The organism is Ancylobacter sp. SL191 (assembly GCF_026625645.1).
GTDB lineage: Bacteria > Pseudomonadota > Alphaproteobacteria > Rhizobiales > Xanthobacteraceae > Ancylobacter.
Genome location: NZ_CP113056.1, coordinates 3959417 through 3985400 on the forward strand (window position 1 = coordinate 3959417; position 25984 = coordinate 3985400).

A 25984-nucleotide genomic window follows, 5' to 3' on the forward strand; every position below is an offset into this window, starting at 1 on the left:
CTTCGGGGCACAGCGACCCGGACGACGTGCGTTGCAATTGAGCAGTTGAAAGCGGGCGCAGCCTTGAACTGCGCAGAGCGGAGCAATGGTCACATGGCCAAACTAGCCGTTGACGGTGGGGTGCCGAAACCCGTCGAAGCCAACGATTATTACGACGAGTACGGGGACACGCTGCGCGAGGAGTGCGGCGTGTTCGGCATTTACGGGCACCCCGATGCCGCCGCCATCACCGCCCTCGGCCTGCACGCGCTGCAGCACCGCGGCCAGGAAGCGGCCGGCATAACCACTTATGATGGCCAGCGTTTTCACTCCGAGCGCCGCCTCGGTCTGGTCTCCGACGCCTTCTCCGATGGCGAAGCGATCAAGCGTCTGCCGGGCCATATCGCGGTCGGCCATGTCCGCTACTCCACCACCGGCGAGACCATCCTGCGCAATGTGCAGCCGCTCTTCGCCGAGCTGGACGGCGGCGGCTTCGCCATCGCCCATAACGGCAACCTGACCAACGGCCTGACGCTGCGCCGCCAGATCGTGCGCGACGGCGCCATCTGCCAGTCGACCTCCGACACCGAGGTGATGCTGCACCTCGTCGCCCGCTCGAAGCGCGTGCGCTTCACCGAGCGCTTCGTCGATGCGCTGCGCGCCATCGAGGGCGCCTATGCCTTTGTCGGCCTCACCAACAAGAAGCTGGTGGGCGCCCGCGACCCGCTCGGCATCCGCCCGCTGGTGCTCGGCGAGCTCGACGGCCACCCGATCCTGACCTCCGAGACCTGCGCTCTCGACATAATCGGTGCGCGTCACGTGCGGGACATCGACCCCGGCGAGGTCATCGTTTTCTCCTCCGACAAGGTGGAAACGCTACGCCCCTTCGGCGCCGTGAAGCCCCGCCCCTGCATCTTCGAGTACATCTATTTCGCCCGGCCGGACTCGGTCGTCGGCGGGCGCTCGGTCTATCAGGTGCGCAAGAATATGGGCATGCACCTCGCCTCCGAGGCCCCGGCCGATGCCGACCTCGTGGTGCCGGTGCCGGATTCCGGCGTGCCCGCCGCCATCGGCTACTCGCAGGCCTCGGGCCTGCCCTATGAGCTCGGCATCATCCGCAACCACTATGTCGGCCGCACCTTCATCCAGCCGACCCAGTCGGTCCGCGACCAGGGCGTGCGCATGAAGCACTCGGCGAACCGCGCCGTGGTCGAGGGCAAGCGCATCGTGCTGATCGACGACAGCCTCGTGCGCGGCACGACCTCGGTCAAGATCGTCCGCATGATGCGCGAGGCAGGCGCCCGCGAGGTGCATTTCCGCATCTCCTCCCCGCCCATCACCCACCCGGACTATTACGGCATCGACACACCGGACCGCGACAAGCTGCTCGCCGCGACACATGACCTTGAGGGCATGCGCCGCTATATCGGCGCCGACAGCCTCGCCTTCCTCTCCATCGACGGCATCTACAAGTCGATGGGCTATGAGGGCCGTGACGCGGTGAGCCCGCAATTCACCGATCACTGCTTCACCGGCGAGTACCCGACCCCGCTCACCGATCGCGTCGGCGAGGTGGCCCCGCGCCAGCTCTCGCTGCTCGCCGAAGCGAGCTGACCGGACGGGCGGCCATGGTCGAGCTTTCCGAGTGGCATCGCGGACGGCTGATCGACCATGTCTCGCTCGTGGTCGCCGACTATGATGCGTGCCGCCGCTTCTATGCGGCGGTACTGGCGGTTCTGGGCGTGCCGCTGGTCGAGGGTGACGGCTATTTCTTCGCCGACGAGCTGTTCGTCTCGCCCGGCGAGCCCACCACCGGGCGCGCCCATCTCGCCTTCCAGGCGCGTGACGAAGACATGGTGCGCCGCTTCCACGCCGCGGCGCTCGCCGCCGGCGGGCGCGACAATGGCGCTCCGGGGCCCCGCAGCTACCACCCCGGCTATTATGCCGCCTTCGTGCTCGACCCCGAAGGCAATAACATCGAGGCCGTTACTCACGGTCCGCACCGGCGCTCCGCCCCTTCCGTTGTAATGAGCGACGCTGACTAGCTTTCGAGGAATCGCCATGTCCGACACTTCCGACGCGCGCCCGCTCGCCGGCCGCTACGCTCTCGTCACCGGCGCCACGCGCGGCATTGGCGAAGCGACCGCGCTGGCGCTCGCGACCGCGGGCGCGCATGTCATCGCCATCGGGCGGACCTCGGGCGCGCTGGAAGAACTGGACGACGCCATCGTCAAGGCTGGTTCCACAGCGACCCTGGTGCCGCTGGACATCAAGGACGGCGCGGCCATCGACCGGCTCGGCGGCGCGCTCTATGAGCGTTTCGGCAAGCTCGACATCTTCGTCGGCAATGCCGGCGTACTCGGCCCGATGACCCCCCTCGCCCAGGTCGAGCCCAAGGAATGGGACGACGCGCTGGCGGTGAACCTCACCGCGAACTGGCGCCTCATCCGCTCGCTCGATCCGCTGCTGCGCCTCTCCACCGCCGGCCGGGCCGTGCTGGTGTCCTCCGGTGCCGCCCACAAGGCGCGCGCCTTCTGGGGCACCTATGCCGTCACCAAGGCGGGGCTCGAAGTGCTCGCGCGCACCTGGGCGGCGGAGGTGATGAACATCGCCAATCTCAAGGTGAACCTCATCAATCCGGGCCCGATCCGCACGCGGATGCGGGCCAAGGCGTTCCCCGGCGAGGATCCCGAGACGCTGCCGGCGCCGGAGGAAGTGGCCGAGGCCATCTTGTCACTGTGCCTGCCGAGCTTCGAGGAAACCGGCGCGCTCTACGATTTCCCCACGCGCAGCCTCAAGGCGTTCCCGGTTCCGGCGTGATGATGCGGCGGCGGGCGAAGATCGCCACCGCCACCACGACGCCAACCAGTTGCAGCAGCCCGCCCACCGCCTCGGGGATGGTCGGCAGGCGCTGCTCGAACGCTAGGCCATAGGCGAGGCCGAACACCGTCTCGGCCACGATGAGCTGGGCCGAGAGCGCCATGGGCAGGCGCTCGGAAGCGACCACCCATCCATAGGTGCCGAACCAGGACGTGACCACGCCCATCATCAGCGCCCACAGGAAGAAATGCTGCGTCGCCGGGCTGGCGAGATCGAGAATCGCCGGGCCGCTGGAGACAAAGGGCAGCAGCAGGAAGGCCAGCAGGCCGCAGCCAATGCCCTGCACGCCGGTCCAGCGCAGCGCATCCGGGGCGTCGGGGGCGCGCATGACCACGGCATTGGCCATGCCATAGGCGATCCACATGAACAGGGCGAAGACCGAAAGTGCCACACCGATGAGCAGGCTGCCGACCTCGCCGGAGGGGGCCTCCTGAAGGCTGGCGATATTGACCACGCCAAGACCCGCCGCGATGAGCCCGAGCGGCAGCGCGAGGCGCCCCCAGGGCATCGACCGCTCGCGAAAATTCGCCGTGATCGCCAGCATCACCGGGGCCGTGCCGGTGATGAGCGGCGGCAGCACCGCGCCGGCCAGCAGCACGGCGTAGGAGATGGCGAGGAAATAGCCGAAGGTGCCGACCGCGCCGAGCAGCATGCCCATCAGCAGCATGCGCGGCGACAGGCCGGTGGGGCGGAACTGCGGGATGACCATGAGCCCGGCGCTCACCACCCCGAAGATCAGGTAGCGCACGACGGAGATATCGAGGGCGGTGAAGGGCTGCACCGCGCGCGGCGCGATGAAGGCCAGCCCCCACAGCGCCCCGGTCATGAGGCCCGCAAGAATGCCGATCAGCATGGGAGACGTCCGGAACGACAGCCGCGTCCGGGGACGCGCCCGCAAGAGCACGCCGTCAGCGCGGAATGAACGGGAGAGCGGTGCCGGGCGGCCCCGCGAGGATAGGGCGATTATAGAACCCGCTAGCCCCGGACGCGAAGGAAATTCGTTTCGCGTAGGGAAACAAACACCCGTGCAAATGCGTCCGCGCACCGGCCTGAAGCGGGGCGATCCAGCCGCGCCCCGCCCTCCGCTCCACGCGGGGCGAACCGCCGGGATAGGCACGGCCCGCGCATAAGGCATGCCCGACAGAGGGCGCTGGGCACATCAGGATGAAGCGTTCCGGCAATTCGGGTAAAGCGGGAGCGGTCTCCTGCGTCGCGTCTCCAGGACTGTTCGGTGCCGATGAAGATCCTTCTCGCCAATGCCTATCTCGTCACAATCGGCGGCTCCGAGCGGATCCTGCTGGAAATGGCCGAGCACTTCCGCGCCGGCGGGCACGACGTCACGGTCTTCGCCAGCGTGGCCGGCCCGCCCATCGCCGATCTCTTCCACACCCGGCTCGGCATCGCGATCGTCACCGATCCAGCCGCCATCGCCCCCTTCGCCTATGATCTCGTCTATCTCCAGCACCATGTCGCTGGCCTGTTCGACTACCGGCTCGATGCCGCCTCACGCGCGCGCACGGCGGTCGTGTTCGGCAAGCTCGGCCGGCGCACCTTCATGGAAAGCGGCGGCTGGCTCCACGACCGGATTCTGGCCGACGGCTATCTCGCGAATTCAGAACTGACGGCGGAGCGGCTCGTCGAGGTGGGCGTTACCGCCCCCGTCACCGTGTTCCACAACGCCGCCCCCGCCGCCTATTTCCGCCCGGACTGCACGGCGGGCGCCCGGCTGACGACCATCACCGCCGTCACCAACCACAGCGACCCGGCGCTGATGGGCGCTCTGGATATTCTGGAGCAGGACTACACGGTGCATCGCCTCGGCGCCTCGCAGGGCGGGCAGCGGCTGCTCACGCCCGAGATGGTCGCGGCCAGCGATGTCGTCATCAGCATCGGCAAGACCATTCCTTACGCGCTCGCCGCCCGCGTGCCGGTCTTCGTCTACGATCATTTCGGCGGGCCGGGCTATCTCAGCGCGGCGAACATCGCCCGCGCCGCGCGCTACAATTTCACCGGCCGCTGCTGCGAACGCCGGCTGGATGCCAGCGCGCTGGCGCACGAGATCGTCGAGGGTTACCCGGCCGGGCGGGCCTTCACGCAGACGCTCGGACCCACAGATCTGGATCGCTACCGGCTGGAGCCCTATCTGGACGCGCTGCTGGCGACAGCCGGAGGCGACAATGCCGCCCGCGCGGCACAGCTCGCCGCCGATCCGATGATCGCGCAGGAGCGGCTGCTGGCGACGCATCTGCACGAGCAATATCGCCGCAAGCCGCCGGAGCGTCGCTCCCAACGGCGGCTCCGCAGCGCCCTCACCTGCGCGCGCGGGCTGGTCCGCAGCCTCAAGCGAGCCTGCGTCCGGCCGCTCGCGCGGCTGCTTCATTCCTTCTCGGCGTAGGGATTGTCCTTCTCGCGCAGCGTCAGGCGGATCGGCACGCCCGGCAGGTCGAAGCTGGTGCGCAGATTGTTGACGAGATAGCGCAGATAGCTCTCCGGCAGCGCGTCAGCACGCGAGCAGAACAGCACGAAGCTCGGCGGGCGGGCCTTGGGCTGCGTCATGTAGCGCAGCTTGATGCGCCGGCCGGACACCGCCGGTGGCGGGTGGTCATTGGTCACCTCGCCCAGCCAGCGGTTGAGCGGGTTGGTGGCAACGCGGCGGTTCCACACCAGGTAGGTCTGCTGAATGGCCCGCACCAGACGGTCGAGCCCTTCGCCGGTGAGACCGGAGACCATCACCACCGGGGCGCCCTTCACCTGCGGCAGCCAATGGTCGGCCTCCTCGCGCATCCGCGTGGCCATGCCCGGCTGGTCCTTCACGAGATCGGACTTGGACAGCGCGATCACGACGGCCCGCCCCTCGCGCTCGGCAAGGTCGGCGATGCGCAGATCCTGCTCCTCGAAGGGGTGGGTGGCGTCGATCAGCACCACCACCACCTCGGCGAAACGCGCGGCGCGCAGGCCGTCGGCGACGGAGAGCTTTTCCAGCTTGTCCTCGATACGGGCGCGCTTGCGCATGCCCGCCGTGTCGAACAGCCGAAGGGCGACTCCGTGGTGCTCGACATCCACCGAAATCGAATCGCGGGTGATCCCGGCCTCGGGTCCGGTCAGCAGCCGGTCCTCGCCGAGGATGGCATTGATGAGGGTCGACTTGCCGGCATTGGGGCGGCCGAGAACCGCGACGCGGATCGGCCGGCGGGCGCGCTCCTCTTCGGTCTCATCGGCCTGATCGTCCACCTCATCGTCCTCATCGGCCACATAGACCGAGAGCGCGCGAAGCAGGTCCACCATGCCGTCGCCATGCTCGGCGGAGAGCTCCACGGGATCGCCCAGACCGAGCGAATAGGCCTCCAGCGAGCCCGCCATAGCCCCTTTCGCCTCAGCCTTGTTGGCGACGAGAATGGTGTTCTTGCCGGATTTGCGGGCGAGATCGGCAAAGGTGCGGTCGATCGGCGTGATGCCGGCCTTGGCGTCGATGAGGAACAGCAGCACGTCGGCGTCACTGATCGCCGCCTCGGTCTGCGCCCGCATCCGCCCTTCCAGCGACTCCGCCTTGGCCTCTTCCAGACCCGCCGTGTCGATGACGCGGAAGGAGAGATGGCCGAGCCGCGCATCTCCCTCCCGCCGGTCGCGAGTCACGCCCGGGCGGTCATCGACAAGCGCCAGCCGCTTTCCGACCAACCTGTTGAAAAGCGTGGATTTTCCGACATTCGGCCGGCCGACGATGGCGACGGTAATGGTCATGGAAAGGCGCCTCCAAGCGCCTTACTGCGTCGAAGCGGCCGGCGCGGGCGCCGCCGTCGGCGTGTCGTATTTCGCGGAATTGGCCGGCTGCGGCGGGGGCGCATTGTAGTCGACGCCCGGAACGCCCTCGGGGAACACGGGAGCGCGCGCGCCCGGCAGCGGCTTTTCCTTCTCATTGAAGGGGTTCATCTTGTCGAGCGTCTCGCAGCCGGAAACGGCCAGGGCGAGCCCGAGAACGGGCAGCAGGGCCAACGCGCGACGCAGCCGCGGCCTGCGCGGCGAAACGGGGTTCGTCATCGGGTTCTCCTCACTGAACAGCAGGCGCCGGGGCCGGCGTGCCCGCGGCCGCTGCGGCGGGCGCCACCTGCGTGCTGGCCAGCGTGCGCATCAGCTCGGCGCGGCGGCGAAGGCCGGGCGGGCTCTGGCCGTCATTCAGGATCGCCGTGAAGGTGTCCGTGGCGGCCTTGTAGTCGCCGGCCTTGTACTGAGCGAGGCCGATCAGCTCGCGGGCGGAATGACGGAAGGCGCCATCGGGCGTGTCCAAGGGCTTGACGCGGCTCTCGATTTCGCTGAGCGGCGCGGTATCGACCAAGAGCATGGCGGCGCGCACCTGCGCCACATCCTGCATCAGCCGGCCAACGCCCGCATCGGCCGCGAGCGCGTCGAACTCGGCGATCGCGGCCTTGGTGTCAGTCTTCGACAGCTCGATAGCGGCGCGGAAACGGGACAGCGTGCGGTAGCCGGCGGGGGCGTCCTTCTCGTGCGCGGCGAAGGCGGTCTCGGCCTCGGCGGTCTTGCCCTGAGCGGCAAGCTGCAACGCCGCCTCGAAACGCGCACCGGCCTGCTGCGCCTGCTGAAGGCGATACCACTCATAGCCGCGCCAGCCTGCGACCGCGAGAACGATCAGCACGGCAAGACCGATGAGATAGGCGCCATAGCGGCTCCAGAGCCGCGAAAAACGCTCGCGACGCAGATCCTCGTCGATCTCGTGGAAAATGTCGGCCATGTCGTGTCCGTGGGCAGGTCGTCAGAAGGGCACCGGCGGCAGAGGCTGCGCACCGGTCGCGAAAGGCCGCGTAAACTAGCGATGCGGCCTCAACAAGGCAAATCGCGGCGCGGTGCTACGGTAAAGCCGCGCAAATCCGCGCCGCGCCGGGGCTTCATGCCTTCTTTGGCGCGTAGACATGCTCCGGTCCGGGGAAGCTGCGGGCCCGCACTTCGCTCGCATAGGCCTCCACCGCCGAGCCAATGGCCGGCCCGATATCGGCGAACTTCTTGACGAAGCGCGGCACCCGGTCGGAGAGCCCAAGCATGTCCTCCAGCACGAGAATTTGGCCGTCGCAGGCGACAGAGCCGCCAATGCCAATGGTCGGCGGCGCCACTTCCTGCGTGATCTGCCGCGCCAGCGGCTCGGAGATAGCCTCGAGCACGATGGAAAAGGCGCCCGCCTCGGCAATGGAGCGCGCATCGTCCAGGATCAGCGCCGCGCTCGCCTCATCGCGCCCCAGCGCCTTGAACGAGCCGAGCGTGTTGATCGCCTGCGGGGTGAGGCCGACATGGCCCATCACCGGCACGCCGCGATCGGCGAGGAATCGCACGGTCTCCGCCATGCGACGCCCGCCCTCCAGCTTCACCGCTCCGGCGCCGGTCTCCTTCAGCACGCGCGACGCGGTGGCGAAGGCCTGCTGGGGCGACCCCTCATAGGAGCCGAACGGCAGATCGACGACCACCAGTGCGTGGGACGAGCCGCGCATCACCGCCTGCCCCTGCAGGATCATCATCTCGACGGTGACGGGCACCGTAGTCTCCATGCCGTGCATCACCATGCCCAGCGAATCGCCGACCAGCATGAAGTCGACATGCGGGTCGATGAGCCGGGCCGTGTGAGCGTGATAGGCCGTGAGCGAGACGATGGGCTCGCCGCCCTTCTTGGCGCGAATGTCCGGGGCGGTGAGGCGGCGAGCGGCGGACTGGACCGACATGTCGGAGCGTTTCCTCTTGTTCTTCTAGGGCTTGTCAGCCCATTACCGGCACCCCGATGATGTAGGGGTGGAGCCCGAAGGCGAGGACGGCATAAAGCACGACACCCCCCAGGATCGCAACGAGGTCGCCGCCCCAGCCCGCCGGCGCCACCGGCAGCGGCCGATTGCTGCGCTTGGCCATGATGCGCAGCACGACCGCCCAGGCGAGGATGACCACCGCCAACGTCACCGTCGCGGCATCGCCGTTAGAGATGAGGTGCGCCAGCGCCCAGGTCTTGATCGCCACGAGGAAGGGAAACTTCAGCCACGCCTTGATGTGGCTTGGCACCAGTGCCGCGACGGCGGCGATGCAGGCGATCAGCATGAGCAGAAGCGCGAGGTGGCGCAGCCCCACCGGCGGGTCATAGAGCTGGGTCGGCCCCTCGGCGCGCCACTGGCCGAAGCCATAGGCCATCATCAGCACGGCCGTGGCGGCAAGCACGCCATGCAGCACGCGATAGGTCGTCGTCCCCAGCATCGCGCCCGCGGCCGTCGCCATCTTGCGGCGCGCGGAAACGAGATGGATCGCAACAAACAGGGCGAGGCCGGCGAGCATCAGGATCATGGGGCGCTCCATTGGTGAAAGGCGCCGGAAGCTAGATCGTTTCCAGATCCCGCGCCATCCGACTTACCGCCGCGCAGGGTCGCCACGGACAAGCATTGGGCGCCCTTGGGTAAACCATGTTTGGCGAGCGCGCTCCCCGGCAATCGCAAGCCGTGTCAGACTGCACGCAATGATGGGAGAGGCTGGTGACGCGTACCCTTCTGGTCCTGCTGGCGACGCTGCTGCTGTGTGTTGCGCATGCCTCAAAAGGTAACGCGCAGCAATACGCGCCCCAGGTCGCGCTCACCGCGATGCCCGCGTCAATCTCCCCTACCGCCCCGCGCGAGGTGAAGGCTCACATCGACATCTCCACCCAGACCATGGAAGTGTGGGTCGATGGCTGGCGGCGCTACACGTGGCCGATCTCCTCGGCGCGCAAGGGGTATAGGACGCCCACCGGCAACTTTCAGCCTTACCGTATGCACCGCCGCTACTTCTCCCGGAAGTACGACAACGCGCCGATGCCCTACGCTATCTTCTTCAATGGCGGCTATGCCATTCATGGCACGAGCGACCTGCGCCGGCTCGGCCGACCCGCCTCCCATGGCTGCGTGCGGCTGCATCCGCAGAATGCCGCTACGTTCTTCGCGCTTGTCAGCGAGGTCGGACGGGTTAATACGGACATCGTCATCACGCGCTGACGGTGGCGAGAGCGGCGCGGAACGGTGAGGCTCGCTGCCGGGCCGCGATGGCCGCGCGGGATACGGAAGGCTCAGACCCTCAACGATGCTGCTCGACTACGTCACCCTTCTGGCCGCCGTGGGCATCTCCGCCGCCTGTCTCTCAGGAATGATCTTCATCAGCTGGCTGATGAACCCGAAGGACTCATTCCTGCTCACCTGTGCCGCGGGCGGAGCGCTATGCGGGGCGGGGCTGCTGCTCTATGGCTTCTATGTCGTCAGCCCGCATGAATTGATCGCGGTGCCGGCCTTCGGGACGGTGATGACCGGCCTCGCCGTGCTGGTGGGAGCCGGCTATCGCTTTCGCACCCACCGCTCGCCGCGCCGGCTGGTAATCATCACCGCCGTCCTCGCCAATCTGGTTGCGCTGCCAGCTTTGATGGCAGGCTATACCGGCCTCGGCTTCGTGCCGGTCAATTTCACGGCGGCGGCGCTGCTGTTTTTCATCGCCTGGCAATATGCCGGTGCCCGGAGCCACGCTCCGACCGCCATCAGTGGCCTGTGTGCGCTCTACGCAATCACAGGCGCCTCTTTTGCCCTGTGCGGCCTGATGGTGGCGATCGACGGTCGCCCAACCCTCGCAGCGGCCCCCAATGGCTGGGCCGAGGATCTGTCGCTGTTGGTGATGATCGCCTGCGTGCCCGGCATTGGCGCCGTCACTCTCACGCTCAACCAGACACGGCTCGCGAGCGAACTCCACCGTGCGGCCATGACCGATTCACTCACCGGCCTGATGAATCGCCGCGCCTTGTTTGATGCCCTTTCCGCCGCCCCCGTGGCACAGGAAACCGCGGTGATCGTGTTCGACATCGACCGCTTCAAGAGCATCAACGACACGCATGGCCATGCCGTCGGAGATCGCGTCATCGAGACCTTTGCGCAGGCCATGATGCGCGATGCTCCCACCGGCGCCCTGATGGCGCGGCTGGGCGGGGAGGAGTTCGCGCTAGTGACCTTCGCCGCCTCCGCCGATGAGGCGCTCCGGCTCGCCGAGCAAATCTGCCACGCCTTCACGCGGCGAGCCGCTGGCCTTGGCATGGCGGGGTTCCGTTCGACCGCAAGCGCCGGCTTCGCCTTCGGCGTGGCCCATGGCGCCACCTTCGAGCAGGTGCTCAGCGAGGCCGACAAGGCGCTTTATGCCGCCAAGCGCGGCGGGCGCAACCGGGTGATGTCCGCCGAGCCGCGCCTGTTCGGGTGAACAAAGGCAGCGTCATGCCGCCTTCTTCACGTCCTTCACATCGGTGAACACGATGCCCGGCCAGCGGTCGCCGGTATAGCCGATCATGAAGGCGGAAGGGCTCAGGAACACCAGGTCGCCGTCGAGATCCTCGGCGGTCGAGAGCCGGTTGCCGGCGGCGAACTCGTCCAGGCGCTTGGGATCGGCCGCAGAGACCCAGCGGGCGAGCTGGAACTCGGACATGTCGAAACCGACATCGAGCCCGTATTCTGCCTCCAGACGGTTCTTCAGCACGTCGAGCTGCAGCGGACCGACGACGCCCACAAGGGCGGGCGAGCCATCGGTCGGCCGGAAGACCTGGACGACGCCTTCTTCCGCCATTTCCTGTAGCGCCTGCTTGAGCTTCTTGGCCTTCATGGCGTCCGACAGCTTCACCCGGCGCAGGATTTCCGGCGCGAAGCTCGGCACGCCGACGAAATTGATCTCCTCGCCCTCGGTGAGGGTGTCGCCGATGCGCAGATTGCCGTGGTTGGGAATGCCCACCACGTCCCCGGCATACGCCTCCTCGGCAAGCTGGCGGTCCTGCGCGAAGAAGAACTGCGGCGTGGCGAGACTCATCGGCTTGCCCGTCCGCACGAGCTTGGCCTTCATGCCGCGCTGGAGCTTGCCGGAGCACAGCCGCGCGAAGGCGATGCGGTCCCGGTGGTTCGGGTCCATATTCGCCTGAATCTTGAAGACGAAGGCCGTCATGCGCGGCTCTTCCGCCTCGACGCGGCGCTTGTCGGCGTCCTGCGCGCGCGGCGGCGGGGCGTACTTGCCGAGGCCTTCCAGCAGGTCGCCGACGCCGAAATTGCGCAGCGCCGAGCCGAAATAGACCGGCGTGAGATGGCCCTCGAGAAAGGACTCGAGGTCGAAGGGATTGCAGCCCTCGCGCACCAGACCGAGTTCCTCGGTGAGCGCCGCTTCGTCGAGCGTGACGTTGAGGGCGGCGATCTCGGCCATGCTCATGCTGCGCAGCGGCCCGGTCTTGCCCTCATCGCCGTCCAGCAGGCGCATGCCGCCGGTCGCGACATCCATCGTGCCGACGAAGTCGCGCCCGCGCCCGACCGGCCAGGTCATCGGCGAGGTGTCGAGCGCCAGCGTCTTCTCGATCTCGTCAAGGATCTCGAAGGGATCGCGGCTCTCGCGGTCCATCTTGTTGATGAAGGTGATGATCGGAATGTCGCGCAGGCGGCAGACTTCCAAGAGCTTGCGCGTACGGGCCTCGATACCCTTGGCCGCGTCGATCACCATCACCGCCGCGTCGACGGCGGTCAGCGTGCGGTAGGTGTCCTCCGAGAAGTCCTCATGGCCCGGCGTGTCCAGCAGGTTGAACACATGGCCGGCGAACTCGAAGGTCATCACCGACGTCGCGACCGAGATGCCGCGCTCACGCTCGATCGCCATCCAGTCCGAGCGGGTGGAGCGCCGGTCCTTCTTCGCGCGCACCTGCCCGGCGAGCTGGATCGCGCCCCCGAACAGCAGCAGCTTTTCGGTGAGCGTGGTCTTGCCCGCATCCGGGTGCGAGATGATCGCGAAGGTGCGGCGGCGCGCCACTTCGAGCGCGATCGGCGAGGCGGCGGAATTGGAAAGCGCGTTCATGGGCGGGAAATGGCAGGGAAGCCGCCGCGGATCAAGAGGCGGCAGGAATTCCGCCGCGCTCAGCCGAACTGCTTCGCATAGGTCTCCGGCTTGAATCCGACCAGCAGCGCCCCGTCCGCCTCCAGCACCGGCCGCTTGATCAGCGAGGGCTGGGCCTGCATCAGCGTGAGCGCCTTGGCCTCGTCAATCCCCGCCTTGTCGGCCTCGTCGAGCTTGCGGAACGTTGTGCCGGCGCGGTTCAGCAACGTCTCCCAGCCGACCTTTCCCGCCCAAGCGGCAAGGTGGGCGGCGTCGATGCCGGACGTCTTGTAGTCATGGAAGGCATAGGCAACGCCCTGCGCGTCGAGCCAGGCCCGCGCCTTCTTCATCGTGTCGCAGTTCTTGATGCCGTAGATCGTGACCGCCATGTCGTCCTCCGCCCGCCTTCAGCCCTGGGCGGCGAGCCGCGCCACGGCACGGCGCGTCATAACGCCGGCGAGATGCGCGCGATAGGCGCCGGTGCCATGAATGTCGCTGATCATGGCGTCGCCATCGAGGGTCAGCCCCTCCAAGGCGGCGAGGCTGAACGTCTCCGTCAGCGCCCTCTCAGCCTCCTCCCAGCGGAACACACCCGCTTGACCGGCGCCGGTGATGGCGACACGCACGCCCGCTTCCCCGCGCCAAACAAAGGCGCCGGCCATGGCGTAGCGCGAGGCGGGATTGGGGAATTTCTCATACGCCCCGGCGCCGCCGAGCGGAAAGACGACGCGCAGGATGATTTCGCCCGACTCCAGAGCGGTCTCGAACAAATCGCGGAAGAACGCCGTCGCAGCCAACTCCCGGCGATCCGTCACGATCGTCGCGTCGAGCGCCAGGCACGCCGCGGGGTAGTCGGCGGAGGGGTCATTATTGGCGATGGAGCCGCCGATCGTGCCGCGATTGCGCACCGCCGGATCGCCGATCAGGCCTGCCAGTTCGGCGAGCGGCGGCAATGCCTCGTGGATCAGGGGGGAGGCGTGAACCTGCGCATGCGGGGTCATGGCGCCGATGACCAGCGTATCGCCCTCGCGATGGATGCCGGCGAGCCCGGGCACGGCGCCGAGGTCGACGAGATCGCTCGGGCTCGCCAGGCGCTGCTTCAAGGTCGCGATAAGGGTTTGCCCACCCGCCAGCAGCTTTGCCTCCTCCTGGGCGGCGATGAGCGCCTGGACGGCAGCGAGGTCGGCGGGGCGGTGATAAAGGAAAGGGAACATGCGGGCTCACTCCGCCGCGACAGGAATGGCCGCCATGGCCCGGGCGCCCGCCATGATCGCCAGCACGATATTGTGGTAGCCGGTGCAGCGGCAGATGTTGCCCTCCAGCTCAGCCCGCACCGTCGGCTCGTCCAGTGACGGGCCATGACGGCGGACCATGTCGAGCCCGGCCATGATCATGCCAGGCGTGCAGAAGCCGCATTGCAGGCCGTGATGCTCGCGAAACGCGGCCTGCATGGCATGCAGGTGCTCCGCCGTGCCGATGCCCTCGATGGTGGTGACGATGGCTCCATCCGCCTGCACGGCGAGGATCGCGCAGGACTTCACCGCCTCGCCATCGACATGCACGGTACAGGCGCCGCACTGGCTGGTGTCGCAGCCGACATGGGTGCCGGTCAGCGCCAGCATGTCACGCAGCACCTGAACCAGCAGCGTTCGAGAGTCGACCGTCAGGGTGACGGGCGCGCCGTTGACGGTAAGGGTGATGGTTTGCATCGGCTTGCTCCCGGTCGCCTATGCGAAAAAGTCAGCTTGGCTCGGCCGGCGCCACCGCCGGTGAGAGCGTTTGTGCGAAGGCGCTGAAGAACTCGCCGGCGAGCTTCTTCGACGTGCCCTCGATCAGGCGCGCGCCCAATTGGGCTATCTTGCCGCCCACCTTCGCCTGTGCCTCGTAGTGGAGCACGGTCACCTCGCCCTCTTCCACCAGCCAGACGCGTGCGCCGCCCTTGGCAAAGCCGGCGACACCGCCCTGGCCCTCGCCGTCGATGCGGTACGCCGTAGGTGGATCGAGGTCAGACAGAGTCACCGCGCCGGCAAAGCTGGCCTTCACCGGCCCGACCTTCAGCACGACCTTGGCGGTGAATTCGGTCGCCGACACCTGCAGCAATTCCTGACATCCGGGGATGCACTGGCGCAGCACCTGCGCATCGTTGAGCGCCCGCCACACTTCCGCGCGGGGAGCCTCGATGCGATGCCATCCCGTCAACTCCATGAGACACCCACTTCCCCAAACACCAAATCCTGCACCCGACCATTGGGCGACTTCAACCAGTTCGCGGCGCGCCGCCCTTCCCCGGACAGACGACACGCCCTGCGCCATCACAGCAACCGATGTGCCAACCCGCGCAGTCTGGGGATTCCCGGCCGGAAGCCGGAATCTCCACGGCTTGGCTGCCCGCAGAGAAGGCGCCGGCTGCATAAAATTAGCTCAAGCCTAAGTTCCAATGTGTATTGAGCAAATCGGGATGATTGGTATGGTCAATTAGCACACCATACCTCAAAGGAAAACGGATCACCCTCGACCCTTCGCCTCCCGCATATCGCCTGCCCCACCAAGACGGGCCGCCGGACGCTGCGCCGAAGCGTGGGGTAGAGGGTGACCGATCTCCGCCTACGAATTTAAGTTGATACCTTGGAATGATAATTTGCATCAGTGGTACTATGATTAGTATCATCCTGACCTGTGGCGCGTGACGCCTAACCGGAACTGCGATTGAGCCGCATGAACCCGTTCGAGCTACCCTCTCGCGTCGTCGATGACGGCATCTATGCCCGCACCGTCGCGCATCTGCGCGGCCGCGGCATTGTTCTGCCGCGCTTCTCCGAGCTCGCGGCACCGGAGACCATGTCCCCTACGGCCCGCGAGCACGCGGCGCGGGCGGATCGCGGGGCGCCGGATGGGCGCAATCTTTTCGGGGTGCATTGGTTCAATCAGGCGGACAGTGTGGACGGTGTGTCCGTCCCGTCCTTCCTTGAACTGCCCTCGGCCGTCACCGGCGTCGCCGCCCGCATCGTGGTCATGCAGGGCCGGCATTTTCCGATGATCCGGGCGCACAAGGTGCTGGCGGCCTATGCCTGCCTCGCGCCGCGCCTCGTCTCCGGCATGTTCGACCCGACGCATCACCGCGCCGTGTGGCCTTCCACCGGTAATTATTGCCGGGGCGGCGTCGCCATTTCGCGCATTCTAGGCTGCCATGGCGTTGCCGTGCTGCCGGGCGGGATGAGCGCGGAGCGGTTCAACTGGCTGGAGCAGTGGGTCACCGATCCCGCCGACATCGTGCGTACGCCGGGCACGGAGTCGAATGTGAAGGAGATCTACGACGCTTGCGGCGAGATGGAGAAGGACGAAGGTAATTTCATCCTCAACCAGTTCTCCGAATTCCCCAACTACCTCGCCCATTACGCCATGACCGGCACCGCCGCCGGCCGGCTGTTCGAGGCGCTGAACGCCTCCGGCACGCTGAACCTCGCCGCCTTCGTGGCCGGCACCGGCTCGGCCGGCACGCTGGGGACGGGCGACTATCTGAAAGAGACCTATGGCGCGCGCATCGTCGCCATGGAGCCGGTGGAATGCCCGACGCTGCTCTATAACGGCTTCGGCGAGCACAACATTCAGGGCATCGGCGACAAGCATGTGCCGCTGATCCACAACGTCACCAACACCGACCTGATCGCCGGCGTCTCCGACCATGCGACGGACGACCTCGCGCTGCTGTTCGGCTCGCCCGCCGGCCGCGCCTATCTCGCCGAGCGGCGCGGCATCGACGCGGCGACGCTGGACTGCCTGGCGGAGCTTGGTTTCTCCGGCATCGGCAATGTGCTGGCGGCGATCAAGACCGCGCGGCGCCTCGATCTCAGCGAAAACGATGTCATCATCACCGTGGCGACGGACGGAGCCGAGCTTTATCCCAGCGAACTCGCGGCCCATCTCGCCCGCCGGGGCGGGACGTTCGACCAGATCGACGCGGCCGAGACCTTCGGCCAGCACCTGCTCGGCGGGGATGCCGACCATGTGCTGGAGCTCGACCACCGCGAGCGCCAGCGCGTGTTCAACCTCGGCTATTACACCTGGGTCGAGCAGCAGGGCATTTCGGTCGAGGATTTCGACCGCCGCCGCCACCAGAGCTTCTGGAAGGGGCTGCGGGACTATCTCCCGATCTTCGACGAGATGATCGACCGCATGAACCGCGATGTCGGCATCGCTGAAGCGGCATGAGGAGCATGTGAGCGTGGCGCCCCTCTCCTATTCCGATCTCCGGCAGCGTACCCGAGAGCGCGACCGCAGCCTGCGCGACAAGGTGACGACGCTGGAGGACGCCGTGCGGCTGGTCCAGAACGGCGACCACCTCGCCGTCGGCGGCTGCACGGCGTCGCGCACCCCCTTCGCGCTGATCTGGGCGCTGGTGCGGGCGCAGAAGCAGGATCTTACCGTCTCGCGCTCGATCACCTCGACCGAAGGCGACATCTTCTACGCCTCCGGCCTCTCGCGGCACATCATCACCAGCTGGTTCAGCCAGGGCATCGTCTGGGGCGTGTCCAAGGTCATGCGCGCCTATACGGAATCGAAGCGCGCGCGCTTCGAGGAGTGGAGCCACATGGCGATGGGCCTGCGCTACCGTGCGGGCGCCATGGGCGTGCCCTTCATGCCCATGCGCTCCATGCTCGGCTCGGATGTGCTGGGACGGGTGAGCGGCGATACTGGCCCCGCCGACCCGGCCTTTGCCGCCGCCAAGACCATGGAATGCCCGTTCACCGGCGAGACGCTGCTGCTGGTGCCCGCGCTCAATCCCGATGTGGCGATCATCCATGTCCAGCGCTGCGACGCCTATGGCAATGCCCAGCTCGACGGGCTGACCTTCATGGACATCGACATCGCCATGGCGGCGAACCGGGTAATCCTCACCACCGAGCGCGTCGTCTCGAACGAGCAGATCCGCCGCCACCCGGACCAGACCAGGATCGGCTTCTTCACCGTGGATGCGGTGGTCGAGGTGCCCTTCGGCTGCGCACCGCATGAGTGCTACGGGCTCTATGAGCCGTTCTACAGCCACATGGATCTCTACGCGCAGATGACCGCACGCGACCCGGAAGCTGGCGCGGCCGCCTATCTCGATCGCTACTATCACGAGCCGAAGGACTGGGCGGACTATCTCAGCCGCATCGGCATGGCCGAGTTGCTGGATGCCCAGCGTCGCGGGAGTGGCATCTATGACGACTGAACGCGCCCGCGCCGGCCACGCTCTCGCGCCCGTCCCCTGCTATACCGGCTCGGAGTTGCTCGCGGTAATGAGCGCCCGCCTCTTGAAGGACGGGCAGACCGTCTTTGCCGGTGTCGGTATACCCCTTCTCGCCGCCATCCTCGCCCAGAAGACCCATGCGCCGGGCCTCACCATCCTGTTCGAGGGCGGGGTCATCGGCCCCTTTGTCGAGGCCGGTAAATTACCACCATCGACCAATGAGCAGCGCTGCACCCGCCGCGCCAACATGCTGGTGTCGATCACCGAGGTGCTGCTGATGCTGCAGCGCGGCTATGTCGATGTCGGCTTCATGGGCGGCGCGCAGATCGACCGCTTCGGCAACCTCAATTCCTCCTTCATCGGCGACGCGGCGGACCCGAAAATCCGCCTGCCGGGCACCGGCGGAGGCAACGACATCGCTTCGCTCGCCGACATGATCGTCGCCATGAAGCATGAGAAGCGGCGTTTCGTGGAAAAGGTGGACTTCATCACCAGCCCCGGCTTCCTCGATGGCGGCACGACCCGCGCCGAGCGCGGCCTGCCGGCGGGCGGCATGTTCCGCGTCGTCACCGATCTCGGCATTCTCGGCTTCGACCCGGACAGCCGGGCGATGACGGTGGTGGCGCTGCATCCGGGCGTCTCGGCGGCGGATATCAAGGCCAATACCGGCTTCGAGCTGCCGGTACCGGCGGACGTGCCAACCACAGAGGCGCCGACACCGCAGGAACTGGCCATTCTGCGCGAGCTCGATCCCGCGCAGCTTTATACGGCCTGAATTCGATATCCGCCGCCGTCATCCCGGCCGGAGGTGGAGCCGTAGAGCCGGGATCGCTCTCCCGTGTCCAGCGATCCCGGATCGGCCTTTGGCCGTCCGGGATGACGGCCTGAAGTCGACCGAAAAGGAAAGCCCATGCCCGCCCCCGTCTCCTTCGGCATTGCGATGCGCAACTTCACCCGCTTCCCGGAGCTGCCGGATGCCAGGGCGCTGATCGACTATGGCGTGCGGATGGAGGAGCTGGGCTTCGAGTCGCTCTGGGTGTGGGACCACATCCTGCTCGGCACCGACCCGCATTTCCCGATCATCGACTCGCTCTCGCTGCTCACGGCGGTGGCGGCGCGCACCAAGACGATCAAGGTCGGCACGGGCGTGCTGGTGCTGCCGCTGCGCAACCCGGTGATCCTTGCCAAGCAGCTCTCTTCGCTCGACCTCATCTCCAATGGACGCCTGATGCTTGGCGCCGCGGTCGGCTGGTACAAGCGCGAATTCGACGCCGTCGGCATTCCCTATGAGCGGCGTGGCAAGATCATGGACCGCAATCTGGAGATCCTGAAGCGGCTCTGGACGGAAGATTCCGTGTCCGGCCAATGGGATGAGCTGAACCTGCGCAATGCGGTGATGTTCCCCAAGCCGGTGCAGAAGCCACACCCGCCCATCCTGATCGGCGGCTATGTCGACGTCGTGCTGAAGCGCGCGGCCACCAAGGGCGACGGCTGGCTCACCTACTTCTATACGTCTGAGGCGTATAACGAATCCTGGGCGAAGATCACCGCCTATGCCGAGGAAGCCGGCCGCGATCCGGCCGAGCTCTACAGCCTCAACCAGCTGCCGATCTATGTCGGCCCGCGCGAGGTCGGCATGGCCAAGATGACCGAATGGCTGCACGCCGAATGGGATCTGTCCAAGGGCTCGCTCTCGACCTTCGACAGCGCCATTGTCGGCACGCCGGCCGAATGCGCCGAGCAGATCGCCGCCCATATCGCCACCGGCGTGAAGAAGATCGTCTTCGTGCCCTGGCGCTACGAGAAAGAGCAGATCGACCTGCTCGCTCACGAGGTTCTGCCGCTGCTGCGCAAATAGCCGGCTCGGCTCACCGATCCCTCCGGATGGAGGGTAGCCCGGATAGACGGGCTGGTGAGGGGCGCGCATGACCCCCTCAAAGCGCCCCTCACCCTTTTCCTCACTGTGACAGCAGGATCAGCCCTGACGAGCGGCAAGGCTGCCGACCCGCGCGAAGCGGCCAGCGGCCGGCTCGATCCGGGGCGCGAGCGCATCGGCGGCGTAGGAGCGCTGCTTCTGGCGCGAGGGCGCCTCGCCATAGAGCGTCGTGCGCTGGCGGGCGATACGGCCCGCCATTCGAATGGCGGCTTCCATGCGGTCCGGCGGGAACTCCTGCCCATGCATGCCGCCGGCGGCGCGGCTGATCGATTCATCCATCAAGGTGCCGCCAATATCGTTCGCCCCCGCCTTCAGTGCCGCGACGATGCCGCCCTCGCCGAGCTTCACCCAGGAGGCCTGGATGTTGGGAATGAGCGGATGAAGCGCGAGCCGCCCGACCGCGTGCATCAGCAGCGCCTCGCGGCGGCTGGGGCCGGCGCGGGTGCCGCCCTTGAGGTATAAAGGTGCCTCCATATGCAGGAAGGGCAGCGGCACGAATTCGGTGATGCCGCCGGTCTCCGCCTGAAGCCGGCGCAGGCGCAGCAGATGGCGGGCCCAATGACGGTAGCCGTCGACATGGCCGAACATGATGGTGGAGGTGGTGCGCAGGCCGACGCGATGGGCGGCACCGACGGTCTCCAGCCACTCGTCCGTCGTCAGCTTGTCCGGGCAGATGATGGCGCGCACCTCGTCGTCGAGAATCTCCGCCGCCGTGCCCGGCAGCGAGCCGAGGCCCGCCTCCTTCAGCATGAGCAGGAACTCCGGCACGGGCACGCCGAGCGTCGCCGCGCCGTGGCGCACTTCGAGCGCGGAGAAGGCGTGGACGTGCATCTGCGGCACCGCCGCCTTCACCGCGCGCAGGATCGCCAGATAGGTCTCGCCGGAAAAGTCCGGGTGAATGCCGCCCTGCATGCACACCTCGCTCGCCCCGCGCTCCCATGCCTCACGGGTGCGGCGTTGGATCTCGCCGAGGTCGAGCTCATAGGCGCGGCCGCGCAGATGGGCGTGCTGGCGCCCTTTGGAGAAGGCGCAAAAGCCGCAGCGATAGGCGCAGACATTGGTGTAGTTGATGTTGCGGGTGACGACATAGGAGACGGTCTCGCCCACCGTCTCGCGCCGCAGCGCGTCCGCCGCCTCGAACACGCGCTGCGCCCGCGCCCCACGCGCGTCGAACAGGGTGGCGATGTCGGCTTCCGCCAGTTCCCGCCCGGCGAAGGCCGTGTCGAGAATGGCGTCGAGCGTGGCATCCTCGCCCGCCAGCACCGGCGCGGCGGGCCAGTCAACGAGGCGGGTCCGCTCCTCTTCGCCCACGCGCCAGGCGCTCTCATGGGCGAGCCCGGCACCGTCGGCGCGGCGCAGCACATGGGGCGCGACATCGCAGTCGAGCCAGGTGGCGCGGTCATCGAGATAGCGCGGATAGACCGCAAGGCGCGGCGCCAGCACCTTGCCGGCGCGGGCGGTGGCCACCCCGAGCGACGCCAGTGCGGGCCAGGGCGCTTCGGGGTTCACATGATCAGGCGTGACCGGCGAGACGCCGCCCCAATCATTGATGCCGGCGTCGATCAGCGCCTTCAGCCCCTCGGGCTGGAGATTGGGCGGCGCCTGAATGGACATGGCCGGCCCGAGGATCAGCCGGGCGACCGCGACGGTCCACAGATGGTCCTCCAGCGAAGGCTCCGGCGCGCCGGCCATCTTGGTGCCGGGCTTGGCGCGGAAATTCTGGATGATGACTTCCTGCACATGGCCGTGCCGGGCGTGGCTGTCGCGGATCGCCAGCAGCGCCTCGATGCGCTCGCGCCGGCTCTCGCCAATGCCGATGAGAAGGCCGGTGGTGAAGGGCACGCGGGCGCGTCCGGCCGCCTCCAGCGTCGCGAGCCGCACCGCAGGCCGCTTGTCCGGCGAACCGAAATGCGGGCCGCCGCGCGCGGAGAGACGCTCAGCCGTGGTCTCGATCATCAGTCCCTGCGAGGCCGAAACCTCGCGCAGTCCGAGGAGGTCTTCCTCGCCCATCACGCCAGCATTGATGTGCGGCAGCAGGCCGGTTTCCTTGAGCACCAGCCCCGCCATCTCCTTGAGATAGCTCAGTGTTGTCGCATGGCCGAGGGCGGCGAGTTCCTCGCGGACGACCGCGTAGCGCAGCTCCGGCTTGTCGCCGAGGGTGAACAGCGCCTCGTCGCAGCCGACGCGGGCGCCGGCGCGGGCGATCTCCAGCACCTCATCGGGTGTGAGAAAGGCGCGCTGGCCCTTCTTCGGCGGGTGCGCGAAGGTACAATAATGACACACGTCGCGGCAGAGCTGGGTCAGCGGGATGAACACCTTGCGCGACACAGTGACGGTCGCGCCGAAGCCCGCATCGCGCACCCGCGCGGCGGCCATCATGAGCGCGGCAAGGTCGCCCTCCTCCCCGAGGGCCAGCGCCTCCTTGGCGTCCAGCTCCGCCCCTGCCCGCCAGCCCTCGCGCGCTGCCATCGGCTCAGGCCTTCATCATCTCGGGAAGCGTGACGAGTTCGACCCCGGCGGCCTTCAGCGCGTCGCGGCAGGCGCTGGCGACGGCGATCGCGGTCGGCTCGTCGCCATGCACGCAGAGCGAGTCGAAGGCGGTCGGCATTTTCTTACCGTTGATGGAGATGATCTCCTTCTCCAGCACCATGCGCACCACACGCTCGGCCGCCACCGCCGGATCCTTGATGACGGAAGCCGGATTGGTGCGCGAGCACAGATTGCCCTCGTCATCGTAAAGCCGATCAATGAAGGCCTCGCGCGCCAGCGGCACGCCGAGCTCCAGCGCCGCCGTCTCCATCTGCGAGCCCGACAAAGCGAGGTAGTAGAGCGAGGGATCCACCGTGCGGATGGCGCGGCCGATGGCGAGCGCATAGTCGCGGTCGACCGCCGCCATGTTGTTGAGCGCGCCATGCGGCTTCACATGGGTGACCTTGGCGCCGGCATAGGCGGCCATGCCGATGAGCGCGGCGATCTGGTAGGCGACGAGATATTCGAGGTCATCCGCGCTCATGCGGATCTGGCGCCGGCCGAAACCCCAGATATCGTTGAAGCCGGGATGGGCGCCGATCGACACGCCATTGGCCTCAGCCTTGATGCAGACATCGCGCATCACCGTGGCATCGCCCGCATGCAGGCCACAGGCGACGTTCACGCTCTGGACGATCCGCAGGATCTCCGCGTCATTGCCGATCTGATAGTGACCGTAGCCCTCGCCCATATCGGCGTTGATGTTGATGCGATGCGCCACGGGGAGCCTCCTGCCAGTGCTGAACGTGCGCTCATTAACACATTAGATAATAATGGATTTCAAGCGCAAACATACTATGAATAGGATGATTGCCGTAGCGGCGTGGGGACAGATGCAGCGCGAGGACGGTCAGGCGGGGACAGGCGGCGACGGCGCAACGCGCCGGCTGGGCGGCCTTGCGCGCTTTCTGCCCGTCGGCGACACGGCCTTCGCCGTGGAGTTCGGCAGCGTGATCGCGCCGGAAATCAACGCGCTCGTGCATCGCACCGCCGCCCTGCTGGCGCTCGCGCCACCCGCCGGCCTCGTCGAAACCGTGCCAACCTTCCGCTCGCTTCTGGTGCATTACGACCCGTTGGTGACCTCGGCGGAAGCGCTGCAGGCGACGCTGGCCGCGCTCGATCTCGGCGAGACCGCGGGCGCGGCGCCCGCCCGGCTCTGGCATCTTCCGGTGTTCTATGGCGGCGAGGCGGGGCCGGACCTTGATGAGGTGGCGCGCGCCACCGGACTTTCCGTGCCGGAGGTGATCGCGCAGCATTCCGGCACCACTTACCGCGTCTATGTGCAGGGCTTCCTCCCCGGTTTCGCCTATCTCGGCGACCTGCCGGCGGCGCTCGAGCTGCCACGCCTCAGCGTGCCGCGCGTGCGGGTGCCGGCGGGCTCGGTCGCCATCGCGCAGCGCATGACTGGGGTCTATCCCCTTGAATCGCCAGGAGGATGGCGGCTGATCGGCAACACGCCGCTTCGCTTCTTCGACCCCACGCTCACCCCGCCGACGCTGTTCGCGCCGGGGGATGGCGTGCGCTTCGTGCCGGTCGATGCCACTGAGCATGAACGCGTGCGAGTGGCGGTGGCGGATGGTGTTTTTATACCTCCTCATGAAATTCTGGCGGGGGAGCGCGTATGAGCACGCTGCGCATCCTCCAGCCCGGCCCGCAAACCAGCGTGCAGGATCTCGGGCGGCGCGGCTTCCAGGCTTTCGGCGTGCCCGTCTGCGGCGCGCTGGACCCGGTGGCGCTGCGGCTCGCCAATGCGCTGGTTGGCAATGCGGCGACAGATGCCGCGCTCGAATTACGCCTTGCGGGGCCTCACTTTGGGGTGGAGGGCGGCCCCGCGCGGATCGCCCTCGCCGGGGCCTCCACCCGCATCGAGGTGATCGCCGACGGCGAGACGCGCCCCTATCCGAGCTGGCGGGCCATCGACGTGCCGGAAGGGGCCACGGTGCGCATCGGGGCGCTCACGGCGAGTGGCTGCGCCATTCTGGCGGTGGCCGGCGGCATGGATGTGCCGGTGGTGATGGGCTCGCGCGCGACCGATCTCAAAGGGCGCTTTGGCGGTGTAGCAGGGCGGGCGCTCATCTCCGGTGACATGATACCTGTGGGCAATGCCGATCCTTCAGGCCCCTGTCTCGAACTTCCCAACCCGCCGATGCTGGCCTTTGGCGGCACGCTGCGGGTCGTGCTCGGCCCGCAGGCGGAAGCCTTTACCGAGGCCGCGCGGACCACCTTCCTCACCGCCACGTACCGTGTCTCCCGCGAGGCGGACCGCATGGGCATGCGGCTCGACGGGCCGCCGCTCGGCTTTGTCACCAGCGCCGACATCGTGTCCGACGGCATCGCCACCGGCTCCATTCAAGTGCCCGGCTCGGGCCTGCCGATCCTGCTGCTGGCGGATCACCAAACCATTGGCGGCTATGCCAAAATAGCCACGGTGATCTCCGCCGACGTGCCCGCCGCCGGTCGGCTTCTGCCGGGCGCCGAGCTGCGCTTCGCGGCGGTGAGCGTCGCGGAGGCGGAAGCGGCGCGGCGGGCGCAGGAGCAGGCGGTCGCCCGGCTCATCGCCAGCCTCTGCCCCGTAAGGACAGCGGCGCACGTCGATACCGCTGCTCTTTGGCGTGCGAATCTGATCTCCGGCGTTGTCAACGCGTATGAAACCGAGTAGCGGCGCGGGGCGGCGGATAGGATTACATGATACTGAAGATAGGTAGACCGCCGATTCCACTATGAAGCGACGCCGCGCCGCGGCCGACATCGGAACCAGCCTGCCCATGCTCAAGGACCACGCGGCCTCCCTCAGCAGTCCCGACTACCGCCGAAGCCCCGTGCCCCGCTATCTCCAGATCGCCGGCGTCATTCGCCGGCGGATCGAGGACGGCGTGTGGAAGCCGAACGAGAAAATCTCGACGCTGCAAGAACTTGAAGCCGAGTTCCGGGTCGCTCGCGTCACCGTCCGCCAGGCGGTCGAGGTGCTGCAGAGCGAAGGGCTGGTCCGGCGCATCCAGGGCAAGGGCACCTTCGTCTCCGGCAATGTCGAGGAAAAACGCTGGCTGAAGCTCGACCTGAAATGGCATTCGCTGGCAGGGACGATCGGCGCCAACGTGCCGCGCTTCCTGCCACTCAGCGCCAACCCGCCGGCACCGCTGATCCGGCCGGAAGATGGCGAAGAGGCACCATCCTACCGCTACCTTGAAAGCGTGCAGTCGCGGCGCGGGCAGCCCTATTCCTATGCCCGCGTGCATTTCGACGAGCGCCTGTACGAGCTCGCGCCGGAACGCTTCGACCGCGAGCCGACCATCGCGGTGGTGGCGACGCTGGAGGGGCTGGCGGTGGCGAAGGCCCGGCAGTCCTTCATCGTCGGTACGGTGGAACCGCGGGTGGCGAACCTGCTGGCGACCGGCATCGGCTTCCCGACGGTGGAGGCGCATCTCGTCATCACTGACGCGAATAACGTGGTGATCTATGTCGCCGACATCATCTATCGCGGCGACTGCGTGCAGCTCGACGTCGATCTCCTCGGATAATATCTATTATTTTCAATGAGTTGGAAGAGCGGG

The 25984-nt window shown here is 67.4% G+C and carries 26 protein-coding genes; 13 read left to right on the forward strand and 13 right to left on the reverse strand.

What is annotated here, in order from left to right; all coding sequences use genetic code 11:
- Positions 1 to 93: 93 nt before the first annotated feature.
- From purF to OU996_RS18120, 3 genes are read left to right on the forward strand one after another with little or no spacing between them, the layout of a single operon-like run.
- Complete coding sequence (gene purF, locus OU996_RS18110) at positions 94 to 1593, forward strand: amidophosphoribosyltransferase (RefSeq protein WP_267582986.1); 1500 nt, start codon at positions 94 to 96, stop codon at positions 1591 to 1593.
- A 14-nt stretch (positions 1594 to 1607) separates the two neighbouring features.
- A complete protein-coding gene (locus tag OU996_RS18115) occupies positions 1608 to 2024 on the forward strand; it encodes a VOC family protein (RefSeq protein WP_267582987.1) in 417 nt (138 codons plus the stop codon).
- 16 nt (positions 2025 to 2040) lie between these two features.
- Positions 2041 to 2799, forward strand: coding sequence for an SDR family NAD(P)-dependent oxidoreductase (locus tag OU996_RS18120; protein WP_267582988.1), 759 nt, complete (start codon positions 2041 to 2043; stop codon positions 2797 to 2799).
- Here the strand turns inward: OU996_RS18120 and OU996_RS18125 are convergent.
- Complete coding sequence (locus OU996_RS18125; RefSeq protein WP_267582989.1) at positions 2774 to 3712, reverse strand: DMT family transporter; 939 nt, start codon at positions 3710 to 3712, stop codon at positions 2774 to 2776. The two genes, OU996_RS18120 and OU996_RS18125, sit on opposite strands and share 26 nt — an antisense overlap.
- 384 nt (positions 3713 to 4096) lie before the next feature.
- Between OU996_RS18125 and OU996_RS18130 the strand changes: the two genes are divergently transcribed.
- Positions 4097 to 5254 carry a glycosyltransferase gene (locus tag OU996_RS18130; RefSeq protein WP_267582990.1) on the forward strand — a complete coding sequence of 386 codons (1158 nt, stop codon included), beginning with the start codon at positions 4097 to 4099 and terminating at the stop codon, positions 5252 to 5254.
- On the opposite strand, the gene der is transcribed toward OU996_RS18130, so the two are convergent.
- From der to OU996_RS18155, 5 genes are all read right to left on the reverse strand, one after another.
- Positions 5236 to 6597 (reverse strand): ribosome biogenesis GTPase Der, encoded by a 1362-nt coding sequence (gene der, locus OU996_RS18135; RefSeq protein WP_267582991.1) that lies wholly within the window; start codon positions 6595 to 6597, stop codon positions 5236 to 5238. The two genes, OU996_RS18130 and der, sit on opposite strands and share 19 nt — an antisense overlap.
- A gap of 21 nt (positions 6598 to 6618) precedes the next feature.
- Complete coding sequence (locus OU996_RS18140; protein WP_267582992.1) at positions 6619 to 6894, reverse strand: hypothetical protein; 276 nt, start codon at positions 6892 to 6894, stop codon at positions 6619 to 6621.
- Between the two features lie 10 nt (positions 6895 to 6904).
- Positions 6905 to 7603, reverse strand: coding sequence for a tetratricopeptide repeat protein (locus tag OU996_RS18145; protein ID WP_267582993.1), 699 nt, complete (start codon positions 7601 to 7603; stop codon positions 6905 to 6907).
- A gap of 154 nt (positions 7604 to 7757) precedes the next feature.
- A complete protein-coding gene (gene panB / locus OU996_RS18150; RefSeq protein ID WP_267582994.1) occupies positions 7758 to 8579 on the reverse strand; it encodes a 3-methyl-2-oxobutanoate hydroxymethyltransferase in 822 nt (273 codons plus the stop codon).
- 34 nt (positions 8580 to 8613) lie between these two features.
- Entirely contained in the window at positions 8614 to 9183 is a 570-nt protein-coding gene (locus OU996_RS18155; protein WP_267582995.1) for an NnrU family protein, read from the reverse strand.
- A 290-nt stretch (positions 9184 to 9473) separates the two neighbouring features.
- Between OU996_RS18155 and OU996_RS18160 the strand changes: the two genes are divergently transcribed.
- Positions 9474 to 9863: a L,D-transpeptidase gene (locus tag OU996_RS18160; protein WP_267585747.1), complete on the forward strand. Its 390-nt coding sequence runs from the start codon at positions 9474 to 9476 to the stop codon at positions 9861 to 9863.
- 85 nt (positions 9864 to 9948) lie between these two features.
- Positions 9949 to 11100, forward strand: a complete 1152-nt coding sequence (locus tag OU996_RS18165) for a sensor domain-containing diguanylate cyclase (RefSeq protein WP_267582996.1) — start codon at positions 9949 to 9951, stop codon at positions 11098 to 11100.
- 12 nt (positions 11101 to 11112) lie between these two features.
- Here OU996_RS18165 and OU996_RS18170 read toward each other — a convergent pair whose 3' ends face one another.
- From OU996_RS18170 to OU996_RS18190, 5 genes are read right to left on the reverse strand one after another with little or no spacing between them, the layout of a single operon-like run.
- Positions 11113 to 12720, reverse strand: coding sequence for a peptide chain release factor 3 (locus OU996_RS18170; RefSeq protein WP_267582997.1), 1608 nt, complete (start codon positions 12718 to 12720; stop codon positions 11113 to 11115).
- Between the two features lie 59 nt (positions 12721 to 12779).
- Positions 12780 to 13127 (reverse strand): ArsC family reductase, encoded by a 348-nt coding sequence (locus OU996_RS18175; protein ID WP_267582998.1) that lies wholly within the window; start codon positions 13125 to 13127, stop codon positions 12780 to 12782.
- A gap of 18 nt (positions 13128 to 13145) precedes the next feature.
- Positions 13146 to 13952 (reverse strand): FAD binding domain-containing protein, encoded by an 807-nt coding sequence (locus OU996_RS18180; protein ID WP_267582999.1) that lies wholly within the window; start codon positions 13950 to 13952, stop codon positions 13146 to 13148.
- A 6-nt stretch (positions 13953 to 13958) separates the two neighbouring features.
- Positions 13959 to 14447 (reverse strand): (2Fe-2S)-binding protein, encoded by a 489-nt coding sequence (locus tag OU996_RS18185; RefSeq protein WP_267583000.1) that lies wholly within the window; start codon positions 14445 to 14447, stop codon positions 13959 to 13961.
- Between the two features lie 31 nt (positions 14448 to 14478).
- Positions 14479 to 14943, reverse strand: coding sequence for an SRPBCC family protein (locus OU996_RS18190; protein WP_267583001.1), 465 nt, complete (start codon positions 14941 to 14943; stop codon positions 14479 to 14481).
- Positions 14944 to 15453: 510 nt separating this feature from the next.
- Here OU996_RS18190 and OU996_RS18195 point away from each other — a divergent pair.
- From OU996_RS18195 to OU996_RS18210, 4 genes are all read left to right on the forward strand, one after another.
- A complete protein-coding gene (locus tag OU996_RS18195; protein WP_267583002.1) occupies positions 15454 to 16947 on the forward strand; it encodes a pyridoxal-phosphate dependent enzyme in 1494 nt (497 codons plus the stop codon).
- Positions 16922 to 17950, forward strand: coding sequence for a CoA transferase subunit A (locus tag OU996_RS18200; protein WP_267583003.1), 1029 nt, complete (start codon positions 16922 to 16924; stop codon positions 17948 to 17950). The genes OU996_RS18195 and OU996_RS18200 overlap by 26 nt, the downstream gene beginning before the upstream one ends.
- On the forward strand, positions 17940 to 18743 hold the full coding sequence (locus OU996_RS18205; RefSeq protein ID WP_267583004.1) for a CoA-transferase subunit beta: 804 nt from the start codon (positions 17940 to 17942) through the stop codon (positions 18741 to 18743). Before OU996_RS18200 ends, OU996_RS18205 begins: the two co-directional genes overlap by 11 nt.
- Before the next feature lie 135 nt (positions 18744 to 18878).
- Positions 18879 to 19826, forward strand: coding sequence for an LLM class flavin-dependent oxidoreductase (locus OU996_RS18210; RefSeq protein WP_267583005.1), 948 nt, complete (start codon positions 18879 to 18881; stop codon positions 19824 to 19826).
- Positions 19827 to 19943: 117 nt separating this feature from the next.
- Here OU996_RS18210 and cofH read toward each other — a convergent pair whose 3' ends face one another.
- Together cofH and OU996_RS18220 are read right to left on the reverse strand one after the other, a co-directional pair.
- Positions 19944 to 22373 carry a 5-amino-6-(D-ribitylamino)uracil--L-tyrosine 4-hydroxyphenyl transferase CofH gene (gene cofH, locus OU996_RS18215; protein ID WP_267583006.1) on the reverse strand — a complete coding sequence of 810 codons (2430 nt, stop codon included), beginning with the start codon at positions 22371 to 22373 and terminating at the stop codon, positions 19944 to 19946.
- A gap of 4 nt (positions 22374 to 22377) precedes the next feature.
- The gene (locus tag OU996_RS18220) at positions 22378 to 23154 is read right to left on the reverse strand and encodes a LamB/YcsF family protein (protein ID WP_267583007.1); all 777 of its coding nucleotides are present in this window, start codon (positions 23152 to 23154) and stop codon (positions 22378 to 22380) included.
- A gap of 112 nt (positions 23155 to 23266) precedes the next feature.
- Between OU996_RS18220 and pxpB the strand changes: the two genes are divergently transcribed.
- The 3 genes from pxpB to OU996_RS18235 all read left to right on the forward strand — a co-directional run bounded on the left by pxpB (position 23267) and on the right by OU996_RS18235 (position 25951).
- Positions 23267 to 24058: a 5-oxoprolinase subunit PxpB gene (gene pxpB, locus OU996_RS18225; RefSeq protein ID WP_267583008.1), complete on the forward strand. Its 792-nt coding sequence runs from the start codon at positions 23267 to 23269 to the stop codon at positions 24056 to 24058.
- Complete coding sequence (locus OU996_RS18230) at positions 24055 to 25092, forward strand: biotin-dependent carboxyltransferase family protein (protein ID WP_267583009.1); 1038 nt, start codon at positions 24055 to 24057, stop codon at positions 25090 to 25092. Before pxpB ends, OU996_RS18230 begins: the two co-directional genes overlap by 4 nt.
- Before the next feature lie 61 nt (positions 25093 to 25153).
- The gene (locus OU996_RS18235) at positions 25154 to 25951 is read left to right on the forward strand and encodes a GntR family transcriptional regulator (protein ID WP_267583010.1); all 798 of its coding nucleotides are present in this window, start codon (positions 25154 to 25156) and stop codon (positions 25949 to 25951) included.
- The last annotated feature ends 33 nt before the right edge of the window (positions 25952 to 25984 follow it).

Coding starts and splice junctions, on each gene's coding strand:
- OU996_RS18205 (WP_267583004.1), top strand. CDS start 17,940: ATGACGACTGAACGCGCCCGCGCCGGCCACGCTCTCGCGCCCGTCCCC.
- OU996_RS18140 (WP_267582992.1), bottom strand. CDS start 6,894: ATGACGAACCCCGTTTCGCCGCGCAGGCCGCGGCTGCGTCGCGCGTTG.
- panB (WP_267582994.1), bottom strand. CDS start 8,579: ATGTCGGTCCAGTCCGCCGCTCGCCGCCTCACCGCCCCGGACATTCGC.
- OU996_RS18235 (WP_267583010.1), top strand. CDS start 25,154: ATGAAGCGACGCCGCGCCGCGGCCGACATCGGAACCAGCCTGCCCATG.
- OU996_RS18120 (WP_267582988.1), top strand. CDS start 2,041: ATGTCCGACACTTCCGACGCGCGCCCGCTCGCCGGCCGCTACGCTCTC.
- OU996_RS18125 (WP_267582989.1), bottom strand. CDS start 3,712: ATGCTGATCGGCATTCTTGCGGGCCTCATGACCGGGGCGCTGTGGGGG.
- OU996_RS18130 (WP_267582990.1), top strand. CDS start 4,097: ATGAAGATCCTTCTCGCCAATGCCTATCTCGTCACAATCGGCGGCTCC.
- OU996_RS18155 (WP_267582995.1), bottom strand. CDS start 9,183: ATGATCCTGATGCTCGCCGGCCTCGCCCTGTTTGTTGCGATCCATCTC.
- OU996_RS18115 (WP_267582987.1), top strand. CDS start 1,608: ATGGTCGAGCTTTCCGAGTGGCATCGCGGACGGCTGATCGACCATGTC.
- OU996_RS18195 (WP_267583002.1), top strand. CDS start 15,454: ATGAACCCGTTCGAGCTACCCTCTCGCGTCGTCGATGACGGCATCTAT.
- purF (WP_267582986.1), top strand. CDS start 94: ATGGCCAAACTAGCCGTTGACGGTGGGGTGCCGAAACCCGTCGAAGCC.
- OU996_RS18165 (WP_267582996.1), top strand. CDS start 9,949: ATGCTGCTCGACTACGTCACCCTTCTGGCCGCCGTGGGCATCTCCGCC.
- OU996_RS18185 (WP_267583000.1), bottom strand. CDS start 14,447: ATGCAAACCATCACCCTTACCGTCAACGGCGCGCCCGTCACCCTGACG.
- OU996_RS18200 (WP_267583003.1), top strand. CDS start 16,922: ATGTCGGCATCGCTGAAGCGGCATGAGGAGCATGTGAGCGTGGCGCCC.
- OU996_RS18175 (WP_267582998.1), bottom strand. CDS start 13,127: ATGGCGGTCACGATCTACGGCATCAAGAACTGCGACACGATGAAGAAG.
- OU996_RS18190 (WP_267583001.1), bottom strand. CDS start 14,943: ATGGAGTTGACGGGATGGCATCGCATCGAGGCTCCCCGCGCGGAAGTG.
- OU996_RS18180 (WP_267582999.1), bottom strand. CDS start 13,952: ATGTTCCCTTTCCTTTATCACCGCCCCGCCGACCTCGCTGCCGTCCAG.
- pxpB (WP_267583008.1), top strand. CDS start 23,267: ATGCAGCGCGAGGACGGTCAGGCGGGGACAGGCGGCGACGGCGCAACG.
- OU996_RS18170 (WP_267582997.1), bottom strand. CDS start 12,720: ATGAACGCGCTTTCCAATTCCGCCGCCTCGCCGATCGCGCTCGAAGTG.
- cofH (WP_267583006.1), bottom strand. CDS start 22,373: ATGGCAGCGCGCGAGGGCTGGCGGGCAGGGGCGGAGCTGGACGCCAAG.
- OU996_RS18160 (WP_267585747.1), top strand. CDS start 9,474: ATGCCCGCGTCAATCTCCCCTACCGCCCCGCGCGAGGTGAAGGCTCAC.
- OU996_RS18210 (WP_267583005.1), top strand. CDS start 18,879: ATGCCCGCCCCCGTCTCCTTCGGCATTGCGATGCGCAACTTCACCCGC.
- der (WP_267582991.1), bottom strand. CDS start 6,597: ATGACCATTACCGTCGCCATCGTCGGCCGGCCGAATGTCGGAAAATCC.
- OU996_RS18145 (WP_267582993.1), bottom strand. CDS start 7,603: ATGGCCGACATTTTCCACGAGATCGACGAGGATCTGCGTCGCGAGCGT.
- OU996_RS18230 (WP_267583009.1), top strand. CDS start 24,055: ATGAGCACGCTGCGCATCCTCCAGCCCGGCCCGCAAACCAGCGTGCAG.